Annotated in this window: 18 protein-coding genes and 1 pseudogene; 7 read left to right on the top strand and 12 right to left on the bottom strand. The window is 73.3% G+C overall.

Annotated features, from left to right (window positions below; genetic code table 11):
* Positions 1-50: 50 nt before the first annotated feature.
* From glmU to ORG17_RS03660, 8 genes are all read right to left on the bottom strand, one after another.
* Entirely contained in the window at positions 51-1,478 is a 1,428-nt protein-coding gene (glmU, locus tag ORG17_RS03695) for a bifunctional UDP-N-acetylglucosamine diphosphorylase/glucosamine-1-phosphate N-acetyltransferase GlmU (RefSeq protein ID WP_214526629.1), read from the bottom strand.
* A 132-nt stretch (positions 1,479-1,610) separates the two neighbouring features.
* Positions 1,611-2,993: an MFS transporter gene (locus ORG17_RS03690; protein ID WP_027464466.1), complete on the bottom strand. Its 1,383-nt coding sequence runs from the start codon at positions 2,991-2,993 to the stop codon at positions 1,611-1,613.
* 234 nt (positions 2,994-3,227) lie between these two features.
* The gene (locus ORG17_RS03685) at positions 3,228-4,259 is read right to left on the bottom strand and encodes an NAD(P)-dependent alcohol dehydrogenase (RefSeq protein WP_214526628.1); all 1,032 of its coding nucleotides are present in this window, start codon (positions 4,257-4,259) and stop codon (positions 3,228-3,230) included.
* The gene (locus tag ORG17_RS03680) at positions 4,256-5,536 is read right to left on the bottom strand and encodes an ROK family transcriptional regulator (protein ID WP_214526627.1); all 1,281 of its coding nucleotides are present in this window, start codon (positions 5,534-5,536) and stop codon (positions 4,256-4,258) included. Before ORG17_RS03680 ends, ORG17_RS03685 begins: the two co-directional genes overlap by 4 nt.
* Positions 5,537-5,688: 152 nt before the next feature.
* Positions 5,689-6,738, bottom strand: coding sequence for a sugar phosphate isomerase/epimerase family protein (locus ORG17_RS03675; protein WP_214526626.1), 1,050 nt, complete (start codon positions 6,736-6,738; stop codon positions 5,689-5,691).
* Between the two features lie 34 nt (positions 6,739-6,772).
* The gene (locus ORG17_RS03670) at positions 6,773-7,909 is read right to left on the bottom strand and encodes a Gfo/Idh/MocA family protein (protein WP_214526625.1); all 1,137 of its coding nucleotides are present in this window, start codon (positions 7,907-7,909) and stop codon (positions 6,773-6,775) included.
* Positions 7,894-8,601, bottom strand: coding sequence for a ThuA domain-containing protein (locus ORG17_RS03665; RefSeq protein WP_214526624.1), 708 nt, complete (start codon positions 8,599-8,601; stop codon positions 7,894-7,896). Before ORG17_RS03665 ends, ORG17_RS03670 begins: the two co-directional genes overlap by 16 nt.
* Positions 8,598-9,794: a Gfo/Idh/MocA family protein gene (locus tag ORG17_RS03660; RefSeq protein ID WP_250892242.1), complete on the bottom strand. Its 1,197-nt coding sequence runs from the start codon at positions 9,792-9,794 to the stop codon at positions 8,598-8,600. Before ORG17_RS03660 ends, ORG17_RS03665 begins: the two co-directional genes overlap by 4 nt.
* Positions 9,795-9,891: 97 nt before the next feature.
* Between ORG17_RS03660 and xylA the strand changes: the two genes are divergently transcribed.
* The 3 genes from xylA to ORG17_RS03645 all read left to right on the top strand — a co-directional run bounded on the left by xylA (position 9,892) and on the right by ORG17_RS03645 (position 13,634).
* Positions 9,892-11,085: a xylose isomerase gene (gene xylA / locus ORG17_RS03655; protein ID WP_111223934.1), complete on the top strand. Its 1,194-nt coding sequence runs from the start codon at positions 9,892-9,894 to the stop codon at positions 11,083-11,085.
* Positions 11,078-12,562 (top strand): xylulokinase, encoded by a 1,485-nt coding sequence (xylB, locus tag ORG17_RS03650; protein WP_214526623.1) that lies wholly within the window; start codon positions 11,078-11,080, stop codon positions 12,560-12,562. Before xylA ends, xylB begins: the two co-directional genes overlap by 8 nt.
* 82 nt (positions 12,563-12,644) lie before the next feature.
* Positions 12,645-13,634 carry an acetylxylan esterase gene (locus ORG17_RS03645; RefSeq protein ID WP_214526622.1) on the top strand — a complete coding sequence of 330 codons (990 nt, stop codon included), beginning with the start codon at positions 12,645-12,647 and terminating at the stop codon, positions 13,632-13,634.
* Between the two features lie 13 nt (positions 13,635-13,647).
* Here the strand turns inward: ORG17_RS03645 and ORG17_RS18265 are convergent, their stop codons facing one another.
* Both ORG17_RS18265 and ORG17_RS03635 read right to left on the bottom strand, forming a co-directional pair.
* Positions 13,648-14,610, bottom strand: a complete 963-nt coding sequence (locus tag ORG17_RS18265; RefSeq protein ID WP_214526621.1) for a helix-turn-helix transcriptional regulator — start codon at positions 14,608-14,610, stop codon at positions 13,648-13,650.
* Positions 14,607-14,774, bottom strand: a complete 168-nt coding sequence (locus ORG17_RS03635) for a hypothetical protein (protein ID WP_163343324.1) — start codon at positions 14,772-14,774, stop codon at positions 14,607-14,609. Before ORG17_RS03635 ends, ORG17_RS18265 begins: the two co-directional genes overlap by 4 nt.
* Positions 14,775-14,970: 196 nt before the next feature.
* Here ORG17_RS03635 and ORG17_RS03630 point away from each other — a divergent pair, with 196 nt between their 5' ends.
* From ORG17_RS03630 to ORG17_RS18465, 3 genes and pseudogenes are all read left to right on the top strand, one after another.
* Positions 14,971-15,729 (top strand): helix-turn-helix domain-containing protein, encoded by a 759-nt coding sequence (locus tag ORG17_RS03630; protein ID WP_214526620.1) that lies wholly within the window; start codon positions 14,971-14,973, stop codon positions 15,727-15,729.
* A gap of 103 nt (positions 15,730-15,832) precedes the next feature.
* Complete coding sequence (locus ORG17_RS03625; protein WP_071245963.1) at positions 15,833-16,210, top strand: DUF7882 family protein; 378 nt, start codon at positions 15,833-15,835, stop codon at positions 16,208-16,210.
* A 170-nt stretch (positions 16,211-16,380) separates the two neighbouring features.
* Positions 16,381-17,190, top strand: a pseudogene (locus ORG17_RS18465) (glycosyl hydrolase family 18 protein); the annotation flags it as partial.
* Positions 17,191-17,327: 137 nt separating this feature from the next.
* Here the strand turns inward: ORG17_RS18465 and ORG17_RS18460 are convergent.
* Positions 17,328-17,948, bottom strand: coding sequence for a CGNR zinc finger domain-containing protein (locus ORG17_RS18460; RefSeq protein WP_367616875.1), 621 nt, complete (start codon positions 17,946-17,948; stop codon positions 17,328-17,330).
* Between the two features lie 67 nt (positions 17,949-18,015).
* Here ORG17_RS18460 and ORG17_RS03615 point away from each other — a divergent pair, with 67 nt between their 5' ends.
* Positions 18,016-19,305, top strand: a complete 1,290-nt coding sequence (locus ORG17_RS03615; protein WP_214526618.1) for an MFS transporter — start codon at positions 18,016-18,018, stop codon at positions 19,303-19,305.
* A gap of 40 nt (positions 19,306-19,345) precedes the next feature.
* Here ORG17_RS03615 and ORG17_RS03610 read toward each other — a convergent pair whose 3' ends face one another.
* Complete coding sequence (locus ORG17_RS03610) at positions 19,346-21,700, bottom strand: beta-xylosidase/alpha-l-arabinosidase (protein ID WP_372443683.1); 2,355 nt, start codon at positions 21,698-21,700, stop codon at positions 19,346-19,348.
* Between the last annotated feature and the right edge of the window lie 77 nt (positions 21,701-21,777).

Genomic DNA, 21,777 nt, shown 5'->3' with positions numbered 1-21,777 from the left:
ACTCCCTGACCCACGAGGGGTCGATGTCGGCGACGGGTGGTCGCCGGGATCTATTCGCCGTTCGCGAGCCGAGCAGCCTCGGCCGCCGGTGTGCCGGGTCGGTGTTCCTCGACCCATCCGTCGGTGTTGCGCTGTGGGGCGTAGCTGATCGCGAGCGATCCTGCCGGAACGTCCTTGCGGACGGTGGTCCCGGCGCCGGTGTACGCACCGTCACCAATCCTAACGGGGGCGACGAACACGTTGTGCGAGCCTGTCCGGACGTTCGAGCCGACCTCGGTGCGGTGCTTGTGCACGCCGTCGTAGTTCGCGGTGATGGTGTTCGCGCCGATGTTGGAGTCCTCGCCCACCTCGGCGTCGCCGATGTAGGACAGGTGCGGGACCTTGCTGCCGCGACCGATCCGGGCGTTCTTCGTCTCGACGAAGGTGCCGATCTTGCCGTCGTCTCCGAGGATCGTGCCCGGCCGCAGGTAGGCGAACGGGCCGACCGAGGCGCCGTCCCCGATCACGGCGAGGGTGGCGTCGACGCGGTTCACGGTGGCGCGGGCCCCGACCTCGGTGTCGCGGAGCGTGGTGTCCGGCCCGACGACGGCGCCGGCGGCGATCGCGGTGGCGCCGATGAGCTGGGTGCCCGGCAGGACCTCGGTGTCGGGCTCGATGGTGACGTCGAGGTCGATCCAGGTGGTCGCCGGGTCCTGCACGGTGACGCCGGCGAGCTGGTGGCGGCGGACGATGCGGGCGTTGAGTTCGCGCGCGGCGTCGGAGAGCTGCGCACGGTCGTTGATGCCGGCGACGAGCCACGGATCGGTCAGGGTGACCACGTCGATGCGCCCGCCCCGCTCGCTGATCAGCGCGGGGGCGTCGGTGATGTACTTCTCGCCCTGGGCGTTCGCCGTGGTGAGCGACGGCAGGGCCGCGCGGAGGTGTGCCACGTCGAACGCGTAGATGCCCGCGTTCGCCTCGGTGATGGTCAGCTGTTCGGCCGTCGCGTCCTTGTGCTCGACGACGCTGACGAAGGCGCCGGAGGCATCCCGCACGATCCGTCCGAGGCCGGTCGGGTCCGGGGCGATCGCGCTCACGAAGGTCGCCCCGTTGCCGCCGCCGACGTGGGCGTCGACGAGGAGCCGGAGCGATGCGGTGTCGAGCAGCGGGACGTCGCCGGACAGCACCACGACGGCGCCGTCGAAGTCGGCGGGCAGTGCTTCGACCGCCACCTCGACCGCGCGGCCGGTGCCGGGGACGTCGTCCTGGTCGACGACGATCGCGTCGGGGGCGCGCTCGACGACCTCGGCCGCGACGAGGTCACGCTCGTGCCGCACGACGACGGCGACGTGCTCGGGGCTGAGCGACGACGCGGTGCGCAGGACGTGCCCGATGAGCGGCAGTCCGGCGAGCCGGTGCAGCACCTTGGGCGTGGACGACTTCATGCGCGTGCCCTGCCCGGCGGCGAGGACGACGACGGCGATGCGCTGGTCGGTCATGCACCCATCCTGGCGCACCGCAGCCCGGGCCGCCCGACGCGACCACGGCGCTGTGCGGAACCGTGCGCGGAACCGCAGCCTGTGGACGGACCGGCACCGCGCCTCCAGGCCGCGCCGACGGCCCGCCGTGGATCAGGCCCGCGCGCCCTGCGGTTCCCGCTTGACGAACGCCATCAGCACCAGCCCGGCGATGAGCACGACGACCACGCCGAGGATCCCGAACCGGGTCGATCCACCGACGGTCACCGCCACGCCGAACAGTGCCGGCGCGAGGAACGACGCGGCCCGGCCGGTGGTGGCGTAGAGGCCGAAGAGCTCGCCCTCTCGGCCGGGGGTCGCCAGCCGCGCCAGGTAGGCGCGGGACGACGACTGCACCGGGCCGACGAACACGGCGAGGGTCAGCCCGAGCACCCAGAACCACTGCGTCTCGTTGCCGGCGGCGAAGACCCCGACCCCGCACACGGCGAGTCCGACGAGCGAGACCATGATGAGCGCACGCGACCCGAACCGGTCGTCGAGGCGTCCGGAGACGAACGTCGCGATGCCGGCCACGACGTTCGCGGCGATGGCGAACAGGATGACCTGCGACGGCGTGAACCCGAACACCTGCGCGGCGACGATCCCGCCGAACGTGAAGACGGCCCCGACGCCGTCGCGGAACACCGCGCTGGCGAGCAGGAAGGCGAGGACGTTGCGCCGCTCGCGCCACAGCCGCGCGATGTCCCGGCCGAGGTCCGCGTAGGCACTGAACACGCCGCCGCCGCGGGTGCGGTCGGGCACGGCTTCGGGCACGGTGAGGAACAGCGGGATCGAGCTGACGGCCAGCCAGACGGCGGCGATGCCGATCGCGACGCGGACGTCCCACTGCCCCGTGGCGACGGTGGCCGGCAGCTGCAGGAGCCCGCCGACGACCCCGTCGCCCCGGAAGTCCTGGATGCAGAGCACGAGCAGCACCACGAGCAGCACGATCCCGCCGAAGTACCCGGCCGCCCACCCGATGGCGGAGACCCGGCCGGTGCGTTCCCCGGAGGCGACCTGCCCGATCATGGCGTTGTAGCCCACGCTCGCGATCTCGTAGGCGACGGTGCCGATGCCGAGCAGGGCGGCGCCGAGCAGCAGGTACGGCTGGCTCGGCGCCACGAAGACCATGCCGCCGATCGACAGCGCGACGCCGATCGTGGCGATGAGGACCGACCGGCGGCGGTGTCCGGACGAGTCCGCGAGCCGCCCCATGGCCGGTGCCACCAGGGCCACGACGATGCCCGCGATGGTCAGTGCGGTGGACACGACGGCCGCGTTGTGCGCGAGCTCCCGCTCCACGATCGCCTTGCCGGCCGCGGACGTGTCGGCGACGAGCGCCGGGTCCACGAACGCCCGGCTGGCCAGGTACGTGCTGAACACGAAGGTGGTGACGACCGCGTTGAACGCGGCGGAACCCCAGTCCCAGAGCGCCCAGGAGACGAGCGCGCGCCGGTCGGTGCGCTGCGGCACGACGGCGGCCGGTGAAGCGGTCATGCGCGAACCGTAGCGCGTCCCGGTGACGCGGCGGTGGCCCCGTTCCGGGTCACGTGCCGGACGGGAGGCGCGGGGCGGCCTGGCCCCGAGCCTCCCGTCCGCCTTGTCCGCGCGCCCGCACCCAGCGTGCGCTTCCGCGGGTTCGCCCGCTCTGGTGCGAGGTCCCGCACTCCGTGCGAGGTCTGCGCGCCGTCACGGAGTACGGAACCTCGCACCGGACGACGCGCAGGTCGCTCAGGCCGGGACGCCGCCGGGGTAGACGACGGACTTGAGCGACTCCGGGTCGGTGTCGCTCTCGAGGGCCTCGCGGACGTCGTCGAGCCCGAAGCGACCGGTGACGAGCGAGTCGAGGTCGACCTGCCCGGACGCGACCAGCTCGATGGCGACCGGCCACGTGTTCGTGTACCGGAAGATCCCGGTGACCGTGACCTCGAGGTTCTGGATCTGTTCGACCGGCAGTGTCATCTCGGAGTTGCCGAGCCCGACCAGCACCGCGGCACCCGCCGGCCCGACCGCCTTGATGCCGTCCGACACCGCTCGGGGTGCACCGCTGGCGTCGATGAACGCGTCGACGGGGACGATGTCGGACGCGACGGACACGGCGGCGGGGTCGACGACCTCGGTGGCGCCGTACTCCAGGGCCCGCGCACGGCGCTCCGGCACCAGGTCGCTGACGACGATGCGCGACGCGCCGAAGGCCTTCGCGACCTGGGCGCAGATGATGCCGATCGGACCGGCGCCGGCGATGAGCACCGACGAACCGGGCACGATGCCCGCCTTGCGGACGGCGGCGATGCCGACGGACAGGGGCTCGAGGAGCGCGCCGGCCTCGAACGACACGGCGTCGGGCAGGACGTGCGCGAACTCGGCCTCGATGGTGACGAACTCGGTGAAGGCCCCGTCGACCGGCGGCGTCGCGTAGAAGCGCATGTGCGGGCAGAGGTTGTAGCGGCCGGCCAGGCACTGCGCGCAGCGGTGGCAGGGGCGCTGCGGCTCGATGGCCACGCGCTCCCCCACGCGGGACGGGTCGACGCCCGCGCCGACGGCCTCGATCGTGCCGGACAGCTCGTGCCCGAGGACGAGGGGCTCCTCGACGACGAAGTCGCCGATGCGGCCGTGGCGGTAGTAGTGCACGTCCGAGCCGCAGACGCCCACGGCGGCGACCCGGACGAGCACGTCGCCGGGGTCGACGGCGGGGACGGGGCGGTCCTCGACGGTGAGGTCCTGGGTGCCGAGCAGGACGCTGGTGCGCTGGGTGGAGGTCATGCGGTTCTCGCTTCCTCGGCCGTGTCGTCGCGGCCGGACGTGTGGGTGGTGGACGGGGCGGCTGCGGGCGCTGCGGGCGTGGTCGCCGGAGCTGTCGCCGGCGCTGGCGCTGGCGCCGCGGGCATGGTCGCGTCGCGCAGCAGCTCCGCGAAGCCGATCTCGGCGGCGCCACGGACCAGGACGTCGCGGCCGAGTGCCGCCGGGACGATGCGGAGCCGGTCGGTCATGGCGGCCATCGTCTGCGCCCGCACGTCGGTGTCGATCCGGTCGCCGACGTGTCCGAGCAGCGCACCGAGGAACCCGCCGAGCACGACGACCTCGGGGTCGACGGTGTGGATGGCGTTCCGCAGTGCGGTCGCGAGTGCGGTGACCTGTCGGTCGACGACCCGCTCGAGCTCGGGCCGGCCCTCGGCGAGCGCCGCGGCGAGCGCGTCGAGGTCGTCCGGCGGGGTCCCGGTGACCGCGGTGAGTGCGGAGCGCGACGCCTCGGTCTCCAGGCAGCCGACCGCACCGCAGTGGCAGCGGATCCCGTTCGCGGCGACGAAGGTGTGCCCGAGCTCGCCCGCGTACCCGTCGGCGCCGCTGAAGGGCCGGCCGGCGCTGACGATCCCGCCGCCGATGCCGCTCGCGCCGCCGTTCAGGTAGACGAGGTCGTCGACGCCGCGGGCGTTGCCGTACAGCCGTTCCGCCCAGGCGCCGAGGTTGGCGTCGTTCGCGGCCCGGACTGGCAGCCCCAGGCGTTCCGCGAGCGGTGCGGCGAGGGGTTCGTCACGCCATCCGAGGTGCGGGGCGTCGCGCACCGTGCCGTCCTCGACCCGGACGATGCCGGGCACGGCGACGCCGACCCCGACGATCCGGGCCGCCGGTCCGGTGCGGGCGAGGAGTGCTGCGAGGACCCGGGCGACGGCGTCGATCGCCTGCGCCGCGGTGGGCACGGTGGTCTGCGGCTCGACCAGCCGGTCGCGGACGGTGCCGTCGAAGCCGACGAGGGCTACTCCGACGGCGTCGATCTCGACCGTGACCGCGGCGGCGAGGACGTCGCCGGACGCCCGGACGACTCCGCTCGGCCGTCCGACACCGGTACCGGGGGTCCCCGCGGCGGGGGTCTCCTCGTGCACGAGACCGGCGTCGACGAGTTCCCCGACGAGCGCGAGGATGGTGGAGCGGTTCAGGCCGGTGCGCCGGGTGAGCTCGGCGCGGGTGACGGGGCCGTCCTCGTGGACGAGCCGGAGGACGCGCGCGGCGTTGCCCGGCGTCGCCGTGGGCTGCCGTGCCATGGGTCCTCCTCAATGGTGGGTGCGGTCGTGGGTGGGATTTCGGGCTGAGCGACGAGTTTCGCACCGGCGGGCCCGTGAACTGTCGCGCAGCGCGAAAGCTCGGCGACCGACCGCGACGGCGACCGCGACCGCGACCGACCGCGACGGCGCGGTCAGCGCGACTGCGAGAACGCAGCGTCGAACGCGGCGTCCGGCGGCGCGATGGTACCGAGCTGCCGGACGAACGCCAGCGCCTCGGGCCCGCCGACGAGCCGGTCCATGCCGGCGTCCTCCCACTCGACGCTGGTCGGGCCGGCGTACCCGATGTGGTTCAGCACGCGGAACACCCGCTCCCACGGCACGTCCCCGTGGCCGGCGGTGACGAAGTCCCACCCGCGCCGGGGGTCGCCCCACGCCAGGTGCGAGGACAGCCGCCCGTTGCGCCCGTCGAGCTGCTTCACCGACTCCTTGCAGTGCACGTGGTACACCCGGTCGGCGAAGTCGAGCAGGAACGCGGCGGGGTCGAGATCCTGCCAGACGAAGTGCGACGGGTCGAAGTTGAACCCGAACGCCGGCCGGTCCTGGAACACCTCGAGTGTGCGCTTGGCGGTCCAGTAGTCGTAGGCGATCTCGGACGGGTGCACCTCGAGTGCGAACCGGACCCCGACCTCCTCGAAGACGTCGAGGATCGGTGACCAGCGGTCGTGGAAGTCCTGGTACCCGGCGTCGATCATCCCCGGGGGCACGGGCGGGAACCCGGCGACGGTCTTCCAGATCGACGAACCGGAGAAGCCGGTGACGGTGTCGACCCCGAGCGCCGCGGCGGCACGGGCGGTCCACTGCAGTTCCTCGGCCGCACGCTGCCGCACGCCCTCCGGGTCGCCGTCGCCCCACACGTGCGGCGGGACGATGTCCTCGTGCCGCTGGTCGATGGGGTCGTCGCACACGGCCTGGCCGACCAGGTGGTTCGCGATCGTCCAGACCTGCAGCCCGTGGCGGTCCAGGATCGCCTTGCGCTCGGCGACGTACGAGGGGTCCGTCGCGGCGCGCCGGACGTCCAGGTGGTCACCCCAGCAGGCGATCTCCAGCCCGTCGTAGCCCCACTCGCCGGCGAGCCGGGCGACCTCTTCGAAGGGCAGGTCGGCCCACTGTCCGGTGAACAGGGTGACCGGCCTGGAGGCCCGGGTCGTCTCCGTCGTGTCGCTCGCGTCCGTCGTCGTCATCGTCGTCGTCCTTCTTCGCGGTGGTCGGGTTCCGTCACCAGGATCCGGGTGCGGACCCGGCGGGGACGGTGGCGGGTCGCTCGACGCGCGAGTGCACGTCGACGACCGAGTGGTCTCGGGCGGCGGCGGAGACCGCCTCCATGACCTCGAGCACGTGGAACGCGAGGTCGCCAGAGGCCCGGTGCGGCCGGTCCGTCGCGATCGCGTGCGCCATGTCGGCGAGGCCGTAACCGCGGCCGGCGTCGGCGTACCCGGCGGCGACGGGCAGGTCGCGCCACGAGCGGTCGTCGGCGGTGGCGATCGAGACGGTGTCCGAGAACCGGTTCGGGTCCGGGACGCCCAGGGTGCCGGCGGTGCCGTACACCTCGAACAGCGGGGAGCGGGTGGCCCACACCTCGAACGAGACGGTCACGGTGGAGACCACCCCGCCTTCGTGCTCGAGGATCGCGACGACGTGGGTGTCGATGTCGACCGGGATCGACGTGCCGGCGTTCGGCCCCGTGGCGATCGTCCGTTCGCGGGTGGAGCGGGTGGCGCTGCCGCTGACCCGGACGACCGGCCCGAAGAACGTGACGAGGCTGGTCAGGTAGTACGGCCCCATGTCGAGGAGCGGTCCGCCGCCCGGCTGGTAGTAGAACGCCGGCGCGGGGTGCCAGAGCTCGTGCCCGGGTGCGCTCCAGGCGACGGCGGCACCGACCGGGGTGCCGATCGCGCCGTCGTCGAGGGCGGCCCGTGCGGTCTGGACGCCCGTGCCGAGGACGGTGTCCGGGGCGCTGCCGACGCGCAGGCCGGCGGCGCGGGCGGCCTCGAGCACCGGTGCGGCCTCGGCGGTGGACATCGCGAGCGGCTTCTCGCCGTAGACGTGCTTGCCCGCGGCGAGCGCCCGGGTGGCGATGTCGGCGTGCGCGGCCGGGATCGTCAGGTTGAGCACCACGTCGACGTCGTCGGCGGCGAGCAGGTCGTCCACGGTGGTCCCGCGCACGCCCTGGGCGGCGCCGACCTGCTGAGCACGGGCGACGTCGAGGTCGGCGACCGCGGCGAGCTCGAGGCCGGGCAGGGCCGGGAAGTGCTCGAAGTACTGCTGGCTGATGACCCCGACGCCGACGACTCCGACGCGGAGCGGCTCGGCAGCAGCGCCGCGGAGCACCCCTTCGTTCACCGTGCTGCCCACAGGAGTCCCCGTTCGATGATGGTGCGGACCGGCTGCGACTCGACGATCTCGATCCGGTGTCCGGGGGCCGAGACGAAGATGCGTCCCTTCCCCCACTGCCGGGTCCAGATCGCCGGTGCGGTGACCGGCCGGTTCCAGGGGTCCCACGAGCGGGCCTCCTGCGTGGTGGTGGCGAGGACGTCGTCGTACTCGTCGCTCAGCACCCAGTACTGCTCGGTGACGAGGTCGAAGTCGTCGATGCCCTGGGTGATGGGGTGCTCGTGCCCGAGGTCGGTGATCTGCACCGTGTAGGGGATGTAGTTGTCCGACTGCTCCCCGACCCGTTCGTCGGGGTGCTTGCCCGCGTGGTGCGCGAACTGTCCGCCGATCATGTGCAGGTAGTCGGCGTTGTCGCGGTACGAGTCCGCGATGCCGCCGTGCCAGCCGGCCAGGCCGGTGCCGTTCAGGACGGCCCGCTGCAGACCGGCGAACTCGTCGGCGGCGATGGTCGTCATGGTGTTCACCTGGACGATCAGGTCGACCGTGTCCATGTACTCCTGGTCGGCGTACACGGCGGGCGATCCCTCGACCCGGACCGCGAAGCCGTAGTCCTGCAGGAACGGGATGAACAGGTCGGTGGTCTCGACGGGCTGGTGGCCGTCCCACCCGCCGCGGACGACGAGCGCCTGGCGGGTCTGCTCGGCGGCGCTCACGAGGTCGCCGTCCAGGTGCTGCCGGCGGCCGCGCTGCGTTCGACCGCGTCGAGGACCCGCTGCACGTGCAGGCCGTCGGCGAACGACGGCGACGGGTCGGTGCCGGCGACGATCGCGTCGACGAAGTCCTTCACCTGGTGGCTGAAGGTGTGCTCGTACCCGATGAGGTGCCCGGTCGGCCACCACGCGGCCATGTAGGGGTGCTCGGGCTCGGTGACGAGGATGCGGCGGAACCCCTGCTCCCCCGCCGGGGCGTTCGACTCGTACAGCGCGAGCTCGTTCATCGACTCGAGGTCGAACTGGATCGCGCCCTCGGAACCGCTGATCTCGAGCGTCAGACCGTTCTTCCGCCCGGTCGCGTAGCGCGTCGCCTCGAACGTGCCGACCGCGCCGTGGGCCGCGCCGCCGTCGAGCCGCGCCGTGAAGAACGCGGCGTCGTCGACGGTGACCTGCCCGCGCTCGCTCGACGCGGTGCCGGAGAGCCCGACCCCCTCGGCCATCAGCGGACGCTCGGTCACGAAGGTCTCGAGGGTCCCGGACACGGTGGCGAGCGACGCGCCCGTGACGTGCTCGACCAGGTCGATCGCGTGCGCGCCGATGTCCCCGAGCGCCCCCGAGCCCGCGAGCGACTTGTCGAGGCGCCAGGTCATCGGGCCGTCGGCGTCGGCGAGCCAGTCCTGCAGGTAGAGCGCACGGACCTGGCGCACGGTGCCGATCCGGCCGTCCTGCACCAGCTGCCGGGCGAACGCGATGGCCGGCACCCGGCGGTAGCTGAACCCGACCATCGCCCGGACACCCTGTGCACGGGCGGCGTCAGCGGCGGCGGTCATCGCCTCGGCCTCGGCGACGGTGTTCGCGAGCGGCTTTTCGCACAGGACGTGCTTGCCGGCCTGGAGCGCGGCGATCGCGATCTCGACGTGCGACGACCCCGGGGACACGACGTCGACCACGTCGATGTCCGGATCGGCCACGACGGCGCGCCAGTCGGTGGACGCCGCCTGCCAGCCGTACTGCAGCCGAGCGGCCTCGGTGCGTTCGGGATCACGCCCGACGATCACCGCCATCTCCGGCTCGGTGCCGAGGTCGAAGAACCTGGGGGCGGTCCGCCACGCCTGTGAGTGTGCGGCTCCCATGAAGCCGTGCCCCACCATCGCGACCCGCAGTCGTTGCTGCACCGTCGACTCACTTGCCATCCGCTCGCTCCTTTGCGATCACGTGCTTGCCACAGCCAACACTACCGCTTATGTTGGGCGCGGCAACATTTTGTTTCGACGACGAACGGTGACCACCATGGCAACGACGCCCACCCGTGCAGACAAGTTCTCCTTCGGTCTCTGGACCATCGGCTACAACGGCTCCGACCCCTTCGGCGGGCCGACCCGACCCGCCCTCGACGTGGTCGAGGCGGTCGAGAAGCTCGACGAGCTCGGGGCCTACGGCCTGACCTTCCACGACGACGACCTGTTCGCGTTCGGTTCCACCGACGCCGAACGCCAGACCCAGATCGACCGCCTCAAGGGTGCGCTCGAGTCGACCGGGCTCGTCGTGCCGATGGTCACGACGAACCTGTTCTCCGCCCCGGTCTTCAAGGACGGCGGCTTCACCTCGAACGACCGGCAGGTCCGCCGCTTCGCGCTCCGCAAGGTGCTCCGCAACATCGACCTCGCCGCCGAGCTCGGCGCGTCGACGTTCGTGATGTGGGGTGGCCGCGAAGGCTCCGAGTACGACAGCGCCAAGGACGTGCAGGCCGCGCTCGAGCGGTACCGCGAGGCCGTCAACCTGCTCGCCCAGTACGTCACCGACAAGGGCTACGGCATCCGGTTCGCCATCGAGCCGAAGCCGAACGAGCCCCGCGGCGACATCCTCCTGCCGACCCTCGGCCACGCGATCGCCTTCACCGAGACGCTCGAGCGTCCGGAGCTGTTCGGCATCAACCCCGAGGTCGGCCACGAGCAGATGGCGGGCCTGAACTTCACGGCCGGCATCGCCCAGGCGCTCTACCAGGGCAAGCTCTTCCACATCGACCTCAACGGTCAGCGCGGCATCAAGTACGACCAGGACCTGGTGTTCGGTCACGGCGACCTGCAGAACGCGTTCTCGCTCGTCGACCTGCTCGAGCACGGCGCCCCGCAGGGCGGCCCGGCGTACGACGGCCCGCGCCACTTCGACTACAAGCCGAGCCGCACCGAGGACATCACCGGCGTCTGGGACTCCGCGTCGGCCAACATGCGCATGTACCTGCTCCTGAAGGAGCGTGCGCAGGCGTTCCGCGCCGACCCCGAGGTGCAGGCAGCGCTCGAGGCCTCCAAGGTCGGCGAGCTGTCGACGCCGACGCTGAACGACGGCGAGTCGTACGACACGTTCCTCGCCGACCGTTCCGCCTACGAGGACTTCGACGCCGACGCGTACTTCGGCGGCAAGGGCTTCGGCTTCGTCCGCCTGCAGCAGCTCGCGATGGAGCACTTGATGGGTGCTCGTGGCTGACACCACGGACGAGCGCCAGCTCGTCGCCGGCGTCGACTCGTCGACCCAGTCCTGCAAGGTCACCATCCGTGACGCCGCGACCGGTGCGGTCGTCCGCGAGGGACGTGCGTCCCACCCGGACGGCACCTCCGTCGACCCCCGCCACTGGTGGGACGCCCTCGGTGCCGCCGTCGCGGACGCCGGCGGCCTCGACGACGTCGGTGCCGTCGCCATCGCCGGGCAGCAGCACGGCATGGTCGCGCTCGACGCCGACGGCCGCGTGGTCCGCGACGCCCTGCTCTGGAACGACGTGCGCAGTGCGGACGCGGCCGCGCAGATGGTCGACGAGCTCGGCCAGGAGGCGTGGGTCGCGCGGACGGGGCTCGTGCCGGTCGCGTCGTTCACCGGCACCAAGCTGCGGTGGCTCCGCGACGCGGAGCCCGAGAACGCGGCCCGCGTCGCGGCCGTGGCGCTCCCCCACGACTGGCTGTCGTGGCGGCTCCGCGGCCACGGCCCGGCGGACGAGAGCCCGCTCGGCCCCGACCTCGACGCCCTGGCGACGGACGCGTCCGACGCCAGTGGCACGGGGTACTGGGACCCGGTGCGCCGCGAGTACGACCCGGAGCTGTTCGAGCTCGCGCTCGGGCGGCCGATGCGTCCGGCGTCGATGGGTGACGACGACGCCGTGGTCGTGCCCCGCGTGGTCGCTCCCGACGAGGCCATGGGCACCCTGTCCACCGACGTCGAGCTGCCCGGCGGCGCGATCGCGCGGACCGGCCTCGTCGTCGGCGCCGGACTCGGTGACAACGCCGGGGCAGCGCTCGGCCTGGGTCTCGGCCCGGGTGACGTCGCGGTGTCCCTCGGCACCAGCGGCACGGTCTTCGGGGTCAGTGACGCCGAGGTGCGTGACCCGAGCGGGACCGTGGCGGGCTTCGCCGACGGGACCGGGTCGCGCCTCCCGATCGTCACGACGCTCAACGCGGCCCGCGTGCTCGAGGTGATCGGCGGCCTGCTCGGCGTCGACCACGACGCACTCGGCGAGCTGGCGCTGCAGGCGCCGGCCGGGGCCGACGGCCTCGTCCTGGTGCCGTACTTCGTCGGCGAGCGCACGCCCAACCGGCCGGACGCGACCGCATCGCTGCTCGGCATGACGCCGGCGACCACCGACCGGGCGCACCTGGCCCGGGCGGCCGTCGAGGGGATGCTCTGCGCCCTCGCCGACGGACTGGCCGCGGTGCAGGACACCGGGGTGACCGTCGAGCGGCTGCTGCTCATCGGCGGCGCCGCGCGGAACCCGGCGGTCCGCACCGTCGCCGCACAGGTGTTCGGCCGTGACGTCCTGGTGCCGGAGCCCGGCGAGTACGTCGCCGCGGGTGCTGCGAAGCAGGCCGCGTGGGCACTCACCGGCGCACTGCCGACGTGGGACACCGCGACGACCACCGTGCCGTCCGACCCGCACCCCGAGGTGCTCGAGCAGTACCGCGCCGCGGCGCGCTGACCGACGCACCGGATCCGACACTCCCCGCCCCCGGCGCCCTCCACCAGGGCGCCGGGGGCATCATCGTCCCCGGAGGACCCCCATGCCACTGACCGACCTGCCCCTCGACGCGCTCCGTGCCCACCGCTCGGACGTCCGTCGTCCCGCCGACTTCGACGCCTTCTGGGCGGACACGATCGCCGCCGCCCGGACCGCGGGCGAGGGGGTCGAGACGACCCTCGTGCCCGCCGAGACCCCGGTGACCGGTCTCGTCGTCGAGGACCTGACGTTCCCCGGGTTCGCCGGCGACCCCGTGCGCGCCTGGGTCAACCGTCCGGTGGTCGACGACCGGGGCGCGCTGCCGGTCGTCGTCGAGTTCCTCGGCTACGGCGGTGGCCGTGGTCGCCCGGGCGAGCGCGTGCACTGGGCCCTCGCCGGGTACGTGCACGTCGTGATGGACACCCGCGGCCAGGGCTCCGGCTGGGCCGGCGGGGACACCCCGGACCCGCACGGCTCCGCACCGCACGCCAGCGGCTGGATGACGAGCGGCATCGGCTCACCGGCCGACCACTACTACCGCCGCGTCTACACCGACGCGGTCCGCCTGGTCGAGGCAGTCCGCACGCTGCCCGGGATCGACCCCGAGCGCATCGCCCTGACCGGCGGCAGCCAGGGCGGCGGCATCACCATCGCCGCGGCGGCCCTGGTCGAGGCACACGTCGGGCCGGTCGCCGCGGTGCTGCCCGACGTGGCGTTCCTGGCCGACTGGCGGAACGGCACCGACGTCGCGGTCGGCGGTCCGTACCTGGAGCTCGCGCAGTACCTCGCCGTCCACCGCGACGCGGCCGAGCGCGTGTGGGAGACCGCCGCGTACCTGGACGGGGTGAACCACGCCGCCGACATCACCGCCCCGGCGCTGTTCTCGGTCGCGCTGATGGACGACGTCGTCCCGCCCCGCACGACCTTCGCCGCGTTCAACGCCCTCGGCTCCTCCGACCGCGAGATCGTCGTGTACCCGTACAACGGGCACGAGGGTGGCGGCTTCCGGCACTGGGAGCGTCAGGCGGCGTTCCTGGCGGACCGGCTGCGCTGACGGGTGTCGGGGGTCAGGTGGCCGTCTGGAGCGTCTTCTTCGGGTACTCGTCGAAGCGCTGGAAGTACGTGCTCGAGAACCGCCCCATGTGGCGGAACCCCCACCGGTGCGCGACCTCGGCCACCGTCGTCTGCGCGCGGTCGGCGAGCTGGAGCGCGATCCGGACCCGGTCGAGGCGGACCTGCAGCAGGTACGTCATGGGGCTCACGCCGACGTGCTGCACGAAGTTCTCCTGGAGCGTGCGGGAGCTGACCCCGACGGCCCCGCAGACGTCCGCGAGCTGGAGCGGCCGGTCGCAGTGCTCCGCGAGCCAGGCCTGCGCGAGCTGCACGGTGTTCACCGTCCGGCGCACCGGCCGTGCGTCCGGTTCGGCGTCCGTCCCGCCGAAGGCCCGCAGGACGGCCTCGGCCAGCAGGACCTGTGCGGACAGGTGGCCGCCCGGGTTGCGGTCGGGGTGCAGCGCGTTGACCGCGACCGCGTCGATGCGGGCGAGCAGCTGGGACACCTCGGCCTCGGCCGGGCGGGATCGCAGTCGGCCGGCGAAGCGGTGGTCGAACACGACCCCGTTCACGGCGTCGAGGAAGCCACCGTCCACCCGCAGCACCTGGACGGTCCCCGCCGGCACGATCAGCGTGAACGGTCGGTCCGTCGGCAGGAGCACCGGCACGCCGGGCCGGGTGGGCGCGTCGTCGTCGACCCGCAGGCAGCCCGCGGTCGACCACGCCAGCACCGGCGTGCCGTCCGGCGTGAACGAGGCGGCGGTGGTCGTCGACACCGCCGACGACAGCAGTGCGACGTTGTGGTGGCGCACCGTCCGGTGGCGGAACGCGAACCGGTCGGTGGGTGCGAACCGGACGTCGCGACCGTCGTACACGGCACGCACCGTCCGGACGGCGTCCGCGGGGGTCCGGCCGCACCGCTCGGCCGTCCGGGGCGCGTGGCCGACGGCGACCCGCGGGACGGTGTCGCTGCTCACTGGCCCGATCCTCGCCGGGCGCGGAGGTCCGCGAAGGTGAACCGCTCGCGGTCGACGTCGTCCTCGGACTGCACGATCCACCCGCGTCGGGCAGCGCGTGCCCGAGCCCGGTAGGAGGTGATGTGGACCGGGGCGACCCCCGGTGCACGCTCGTAACCACTCATCAGATCCTCCGATCTGTCCCCGTGCCTCCGACCCTGTTCGGAGGGGGACAGTTTGAGTACCTCTTGGACGATAAGCGCCCTCGCCGGGGTCCACAATGGCCCCCGAACGGGTGCGATTCACATCCGCGCACCCCGGATAACGGCGGCGTCGTGGCGTCGGAGGCCGATCCACCCGATCGACTCGTACCCTCCACGTATGGACCAGGCACCGACCACGGCGAGTGGTCCCGAGCACGGCGGAGCACGGCTGTCCCGCACCGTGCACGAGGCGCTGCGGTTCGTGCACGCCCACGCCCGCGACGCGATCTCCGTACCGGACATCGCCGCCGCCGCACACCTGTCGACCCGCGGCCTGCAGAGCGCGTTCCGGCGGGAGCTGCAGACCTCGCCCGCGTCGTACCTGCGCGGGGTACGGCTCGAGGGCGTCCGCCGCGACCTGCTGTCGATGACACCGGCCGACCGTCGCACCATCGCGGACGTCGCGAAGCACTGGCACTTCAGCAACGCCGGCCGGATGGCGGCCGAGTACCGTGCCGCCTTCGGCACCGCACCGTCCGCGGCGCTCCGGTCGTTCGACCTGGAGGACCCGGACCCCCGAGCCACGTCGGACCTCGCCGGGTCCCCGGGCGAGGGATCACGCTTCCGGATCGTGCTCGACTGCGAGGTGGAGGTCGACGACGCCGACGCGACGTTCGCCAGCGCCCTGCGCCGTGCCCAGGGCGACGACCGCCCCTGGCACGGCTACGACCCCGACGGCAGCACGGCGGACGTCGTCGCGTTCCTGCTGGCGAGCGCCGTCCGCGGGGCCGCCGGGGACACCTCCGGCATGCGGCTGCGCGCCGTCAACCCGATGCTGCGGGCGCCCGACGAGCACGGCGGGTACCCGTCGGCCGAGCTCCCGCCGTGGTCGGCACCGGCCGTCCCGCCGTCGGCCACCGGCACGGAACGGGACTGATCGCGCCGTCGATGGACGAAAAGCGCCAAGGGCCGAGGAACCGAGGGAGGATGGACGCGGGTCCGGCACGTGCGGCGGGCCCCATCCGACGGAAGGCAGCGCCATGGGCCAGCTCATCTACGACTCGCAACCCCTCGAGCTCCGCCTCGACGACCGTGCACTCACGCACCTGCAGATCGTCATCGTGAACCTCATCCGCCGCGGGGAGAGCTTCGTGTTCTCGTGGAAGGACGACCCCGCCGTCGGCGGCGGCCGCAGCAGCATCTGGATCCACCCGTACTGCGGACTCCACTTCAAGTTCGCCGGCGGCAAGTCCCCGAGCGTGAACCGCTCCTGGCTCGACGAGCTCTACGCCAGCGCGGCGAGCGGTTCCGGCCTCGTCCTGAGCCCGGAGCCGACGGACGCCGAGGGCCCGGTCTCCGCCGACGACGTCGCCGGGGCCCCGCCGGCACGCCCCACCACGACCATCAGCGCCTCCTGACCGGAGCGCCGCGTCGACGCCGCTCCGCGCTGCTCGCCGCCGTCCTCTCCGCAGGACTCGCACTCGCCGGCTGCACGACCCCGACCGCCGCCCGGGCCGACGGGTTCGACGTGACCGGCTTCCAGCCCGAGAACGCCGAGACCGCCCTGGTGGACGCGAACGCCGCCGCGATGGACGTGGTCGGCGTCGACGGGCTGCTGCTCGACCGCACTGGCTCGAAGGTCACCGCCCCGTCGCACGCTGCCGAGGCCCAGCGCGACCGGGCACACGCCGACGGGCTCACCGCGCAGCTGCTCGTCAGCAACTACTCCGAGGCCGACGGCGACTTCAGCGAGCCGATCGCGCGGAAGCTCCTGACCTCGCCCGCGAACCGCGCCCGGGTCGTCCGATCACTCGCCGCCGACGTAGCCACGGGCGGCTGGGACTCGATCATGATCGACCTCGAGGCGCTGACCTCGGCCGAGAAGCCCGGTCTCACCGCCTTCGCCCGTGAGCTCCGAGCCGCCGTCGGCGACGACGTCCGGCTCGACATCGCCCTGTCCGCGTCGACCACCGCCGCCGGGTACGCCCGCCTGGGCTACGACGTGCGCGCCCTCCGCGCCCCGCTCGACCACCTGACGCTCATGGCCTACGACCAGCACGGCCCCTGGGAACCGGACGCGCCCGGCCCGGTCGGGTCGCTCGCGTGGTCGTCCAAGGCCGCCCGCGCACTCGCGACCCTCGCCCCCCGCGACCAGATCGTGCTCGGTGTCGCCGGGTACGGCTACCACTGGAAGGGGAAGCGTCCGGCCGGTCAGCTCTCCGACGCCCAGGCCCGGCTCCGGGTCCGGAAGGCGGGCGCGACCGCCCGGTGGGACGCGACGGCCGGCGAGTGGACCGCGACCCTGCCGAGCGGTGAGGTGCTCTGGTGGTCCGACGCTCGCTCGCTGCGCGAGCGGGTCACCCTGGCGGAGCGGCTCGGCCTGACCGGCGTCGCCGTCTGGTCACTGGACCTGTCCGACCGGATCGAACCGCCTCGGGTGACCGCGACCCGCTGCCGGACGGGAGGCGCGGTTCGAGCCCGCACCGCGCCTCCTGTCCGTCACCCGGTCACATCCAGGGCACGTGGTGCGCGCTGTCAGTCCTGTCGGCCGCCCTGTGGCGCCGTCGCTCCGCGACGCTTCGCCTGGTGCCGCGCGACCCGGTTGCGGTTGCCGCACCCCGCGGCCGTGCACCAGACGCGGTTGTGCCGGGGCGACGTGTCCAAGTACACCCAGCCGCACGCGTCGTCGCCGCACTGCCGTGCCGCGCTGAGGTCGGACGTCAGCAGTTCCTGGGCGAGCAGGGCGATCGCGCCCCTCGGCCCGGAGAGGTCGGCCGGTATCCGCCACGACCACGACGCCCCGTCCGTGCCCCGCTCGATCGTCGCGCGCTCGAGAGCAGCGACGTACTCGGAAGCGATGTGGGCGGCAGCGCGTGGTGACGACTTGAACACCGCTTCGTAGACCGCCTCGCGGAGTGCCAGCACCGCGGCGTGCTCCCGCGCCGCGACGGCGGGCGCGGCCTCGGCGAGCCGACTGATCTCGTCCGCGCCGCCGGGCAGGACGCCCATCTGCTCGCACCACGCCACGACGGCGTCGAAGCTGCTCAGGGTGTCGATCGAACGACGGGGATCGAGTCGCCAGTGCACGGTGTCGACGAGGTCGAGCGCAGTGTGTCCGCCCACTTCCGGGAACGTCGACTGCGCGTCGGGGGCCATCATGCTCCGAGACTAATGTGTGATCAGCCGTTGTGCCATGTGCATCACCTGTGCCAGGGTCTAATGCATGACCAGCGTTCCACGCGTTAGCGCAGCACGGACCGGCCTCGGCCCGGACTTCACGCGGTTCTGGGTGGCGCAAGGCGCCTCGGCCGTCGGCGGGCAGGTGAGCGAACTGGCGGTGCCGTTGCTCGCCGTCGTCGTCCTGCACGCGTCCGCCGGCGAGGTCGGAGTGCTGAACGCGGCGCGGTGGCTCCCGTTCCTCCTGCTCGCGCTGCCCCTCGGGGTCCTGGTCGACCGCCGTCGCCGACGCCCGGTCCTCGTCGTGTCCGACCTCGCCCGGGCCGCCATCACCGTGGTCGTCGTCGTGGTGGCGTTCAGCGGGACGCTGACCCTGCCGGTACTCGTCGTCCTGGTCGGGCTCCTCGGCGCTTTCACCGTCGCGTTCGAGGTGAGCTACCAGTCGTTCCTGCCGACGGTCGCCGGACGCCAGCAGCTCGAACGCGCGAACGGGCGGCTGGAGGCGACGGCGGCGGCGGCCGAGGTCGGCGGCCCAGGACTCGGGGGGCTGCTCGTCCAGGTGCTGTCGGCACCGTGGGCCCTCGCGCTCCACGCCGTGACGTACGTGGTGTCGGCGGTCGCGCTGCTCGGCATCCGGGCACCCGAGGCCCGCCCGACCTCGACCGGACGGAGCGCACTGCGCGACCTCGGCGAGGGCCTGCGGTTCGTCGGTCGCGACCGGTACCTGGTCTCGCTGGTCGGCTTCGCCGGGATCTACAACCTCTTCGCGCAGTGGGTGATGGTGCTCTTCACCGTGCACGCCGTGCGGCAGCTCGGACTGAACGCGGGGCTGCTCGGCCTCGTCTTCAGCCTCGGGGCGATCGGCGCCGTGGTCGGCGCCTCCGCGGCACCGTCGAGTGTCCGCCGGTTCGGTGCCGGGCCAGTCCTGGTCGCCTGCGCCACGGCCGAGTGCGTCGCGCTCGCAGTGCTCCCCGTGATCGATCCGTCGTGGTCGACGCCGGTCACGGTCACCGTCCTGATCGGGGTGTTCGCCGTGAACGGCGCGGGGACCTCACCGTCGAGCGTCGTCGCACTCACGCTCCGCCAGCTGCGTTCGCCGGACCAGGTGCTCGGCCGGGTCAACGCCACCATGCGCTGGCTGTCCTACGGCGTCATCGCGATCGGGGCTGGGCTCGGCGGCCTGGTCGGAGAGCTGCTCGGCACGCGGACCGGCCTCACCCTGGGGTGCGCGGGGATCTTGCTCACCGTCGTCTGGGTCGTCGCCTCACCGCTCCGTGGTCTGCGCGACCCGGCCGCACTCGCCACCGACCCCGCGGCTGGTCGACGGACGGGATGAGGGGAGGCATCGGTGGTGCCGACGCCTCCCCGTACTGCCGTCAGACGAGCGACCACTCCACCAGGCGGGGGTCGCCCGGGGTGACCTCGTGGACCGCGCCGGTGACCGCGACGGTCGCGCGCTCCGTGGCGGTGCCGGGGACGGGGTGTCGGACCGGACCGTCGCCCGAGGCGACGATCCCACCGGCTGCCACCGGGCCTCCCGGCCGTGACGCCGCCGCGTGCGACGCGACCCAGACCTGCACGTCGCCGGGCTCGACCACCTTGCGCATCCGACGGTCGGTGAACGCGAAGCGCTGCACCGGGACGCGGAAGCGGACCCGCGCGGACTCCCCCGCGGCGAGCGCGACCCGCGCGTACCCGAGGAGCTGCACCTCGGGCCTGGTGACGCTGCCGTGCACGTCGTGCCCGTAGAGCTGCACGACGTCCTCGCCGTCACGGGACCCGGTGTTCCGGACCGTCACCGACGCGGTGAAGACGCCGTCGGAGCGGACGTCCTGGTCGACGACGAGCTCGTCGTAGGCGAAGTCGGTGTAGCCGAGGCCGAAGCCGAACGGTCGCACCGGCGTGGAGTCCGCGGCGGTGACGTCGGACGGACCGCCGAGCCGCGGGTGCAGGTACGTGAACGGCTGCGCACCGGCGGACCGGGGCAGGGACAGCGGCAGGCGGCCCGAGGGTGAGGCCTCGCCGGTGAGCAGGTCGGCGATCGCCAGCCCGCCGCCCTCGCCCGGGAAGAACGCCTGCACGACCGCGGCCGGACGCGGTTGGTCGCCGTCGAGCGCCCAGCCGATCGCGTACGGTCGGCCGGTGAGCAACACCATCACGGTGGGGGTCCCGGTCGCGACGACGGCCTCGACCAGCTCGCGCTGCACGCCGGGCAGGTCGAGCGACTCGGTGTCGTTGCCCTCGCCGACCGTGCCGCGGCCGAAGAGTCCGGCCTGGTCACCGACGACGACCACCGCGACGTCCGAGGCGGAGGCCACGGCGACCGCGTCGGCGAAGCCGGCCCGGTCGTCGCCCGTGACGGCGCAGCCCGCTGCGAAGCGGACCGCTGCCGGGGCGAGTGCCTGGGCGACGGCTTCGCGGACGGTCGGGATCGCGAAGCCGAGCGGCAGGTCGGGGTGCGAGGCGAGCACGTGGTTGGCGAACGAGTAGCAGCCCTGCAGGGCCTCGGCGCGGTCGGCGTTCGGGCCGATGACCGCGACCGAGGCCCCCGGCGCGAGCGGGAGGACGGGGGTGCCGCGAGCGCTGCCGCTGTCGGCGGTGCTGCTGTCGTTCGACAGCAGCACGAGCGACTTCGCCGCCAGCTGCCGTGCGAGCGCCTGGTGCAGCGGTGTGTCGAGGTCGATCCCTGTCGGGGCGTCCTCGGCGAACGCGTCCGGTTCGAGCAGGCCGAGCCGCTCCTTCTGCCGGAGCACCCGGAGCACGGCGCGGTCGACGAGCGCCTCGTCCACCTGCCCGCTGCGGACCCGCTCGACCAGCGGCGCGAGGTACGCGTCACCGGTCGGGAGCTCGACGTCGATGCCGGCCTCGAGCGCCAGCGCCGCGGCCTCGCCACGGTCGGCGGCGATGCCGTGCATCACCTCGAGGAACGCCACCGAGAAGTAGTCCGCGACGACGGTCCCGTCGAAGCCGAGCCGGTCGCGGAGCAGGTCGGTGAGCAGTTCGCCGTTCGCCGCGACGGGCACGCCGTCGATCTCGGCGTACGAGTTCATGACGCTCCGGGCGCCACCGTCTCGCAGCGCCATCTCGAAGGGCGGCAGGTACACGTCGGCCACCTCGCGGGCCCCGGCGTGCACGGGGGCGTGGTTCCGCCCCGCCTGCGACGCCGAGTACCCGAGGAAGTGCTTCAGGGTCGCGTCGACCCCGGCGGACTGCAACCCGCGCACGTACGCGGTGCCGACCGTGCCGACCAGGTACGGGTCCTCGGCGATGCACTCGTCGACCCGGCCCCAGCGGGGGTCGCGGATCACGTCGAGCACGGGTGCGAGCCCCTGGTGGACGCCGAGCTGGCGCATGGACGCACCGATCGCGGCGCCGACCTGCTCGACGAGCTCCGGGTCGAACGACGCGCCCCACGCCAGCGGGGTCGGGAACGTCGCGGCCTTCCACGCGGCGAGCCCGGTCAGGCACTCCTCGTGGACGAGCGCCGGGATCCCGAGCCGGGTCTCGCGCTGCAGGCGGCGCTGTTCGGCCCAGAGCCAGGCAGCACGCTCGTCGGGTTCGACGGGACGGGTGCCGTAGACGCGAGTGAACTGCCCGATGCCGTCGCGGGTGATGTCCGCCAGGGTGCTGCCCTGCTGCACGGCCGCCATCTCGCCCTGCATGGGCGCGACCACGCCGTTCTGGTCGAGCCAGTAGCCGACGAGCTGCGCGACCTTCTCGTCGAGGGTCATCACGGCGAGCAGGGCGTCGGCGCGGGGTCCGGCGGTGGTCGCGGTCGCGTCCGTCGCGGTCGCGTCCGTCGCGCTGT

It is taken from the genome of Curtobacterium flaccumfaciens pv. betae (assembly GCF_026241855.1).
In the GTDB taxonomy this organism is placed as follows: Bacteria; Actinomycetota; Actinomycetes; order Actinomycetales; family Microbacteriaceae; genus Curtobacterium; species Curtobacterium flaccumfaciens.
This window is presented reverse-complemented; position numbering and strand designations above follow the sequence as displayed.

Bases quoted from the DNA above. Each gene is read 5' to 3' on its own strand.
- glmU (WP_214526629.1), bottom strand. From the start codon at position 1,478: ATGACCGACCAGCGCATCGCCGTCGTCGTCCTCGCCGCCGGGCAGGGC.
- ORG17_RS03690 (WP_027464466.1), bottom strand. From the start codon at position 2,993: ATGACCGCTTCACCGGCCGCCGTCGTGCCGCAGCGCACCGACCGGCGC.
- ORG17_RS03685 (WP_214526628.1), bottom strand. From the start codon at position 4,259: ATGACCTCCACCCAGCGCACCAGCGTCCTGCTCGGCACCCAGGACCTC.
- ORG17_RS03680 (WP_214526627.1), bottom strand. From the start codon at position 5,536: ATGGCACGGCAGCCCACGGCGACGCCGGGCAACGCCGCGCGCGTCCTC.
- ORG17_RS03675 (WP_214526626.1), bottom strand. From the start codon at position 6,738: ATGACGACGACGGACGCGAGCGACACGACGGAGACGACCCGGGCCTCC.
- ORG17_RS03660 (WP_250892242.1), bottom strand. From the start codon at position 9,794: ATGGCAAGTGAGTCGACGGTGCAGCAACGACTGCGGGTCGCGATGGTG.
- xylA (WP_111223934.1), top strand. From the start codon at position 9,892: ATGGCAACGACGCCCACCCGTGCAGACAAGTTCTCCTTCGGTCTCTGG.
- ORG17_RS03645 (WP_214526622.1), top strand. From the start codon at position 12,645: ATGCCACTGACCGACCTGCCCCTCGACGCGCTCCGTGCCCACCGCTCG.
- ORG17_RS03635 (WP_163343324.1), bottom strand. From the start codon at position 14,774: ATGAGTGGTTACGAGCGTGCACCGGGGGTCGCCCCGGTCCACATCACC.
- ORG17_RS03630 (WP_214526620.1), top strand. From the start codon at position 14,971: ATGGACCAGGCACCGACCACGGCGAGTGGTCCCGAGCACGGCGGAGCA.
- ORG17_RS03625 (WP_071245963.1), top strand. From the start codon at position 15,833: ATGGGCCAGCTCATCTACGACTCGCAACCCCTCGAGCTCCGCCTCGAC.
- ORG17_RS18460 (WP_367616875.1), bottom strand. From the start codon at position 17,948: ATGGCCCCCGACGCGCAGTCGACGTTCCCGGAAGTGGGCGGACACACT.
- ORG17_RS03615 (WP_214526618.1), top strand. From the start codon at position 18,016: ATGACCAGCGTTCCACGCGTTAGCGCAGCACGGACCGGCCTCGGCCCG.
- ORG17_RS03610 (WP_372443683.1), bottom strand. From the start codon at position 21,700: ATGACCCTCGACGAGAAGGTCGCGCAGCTCGTCGGCTACTGGCTCGAC.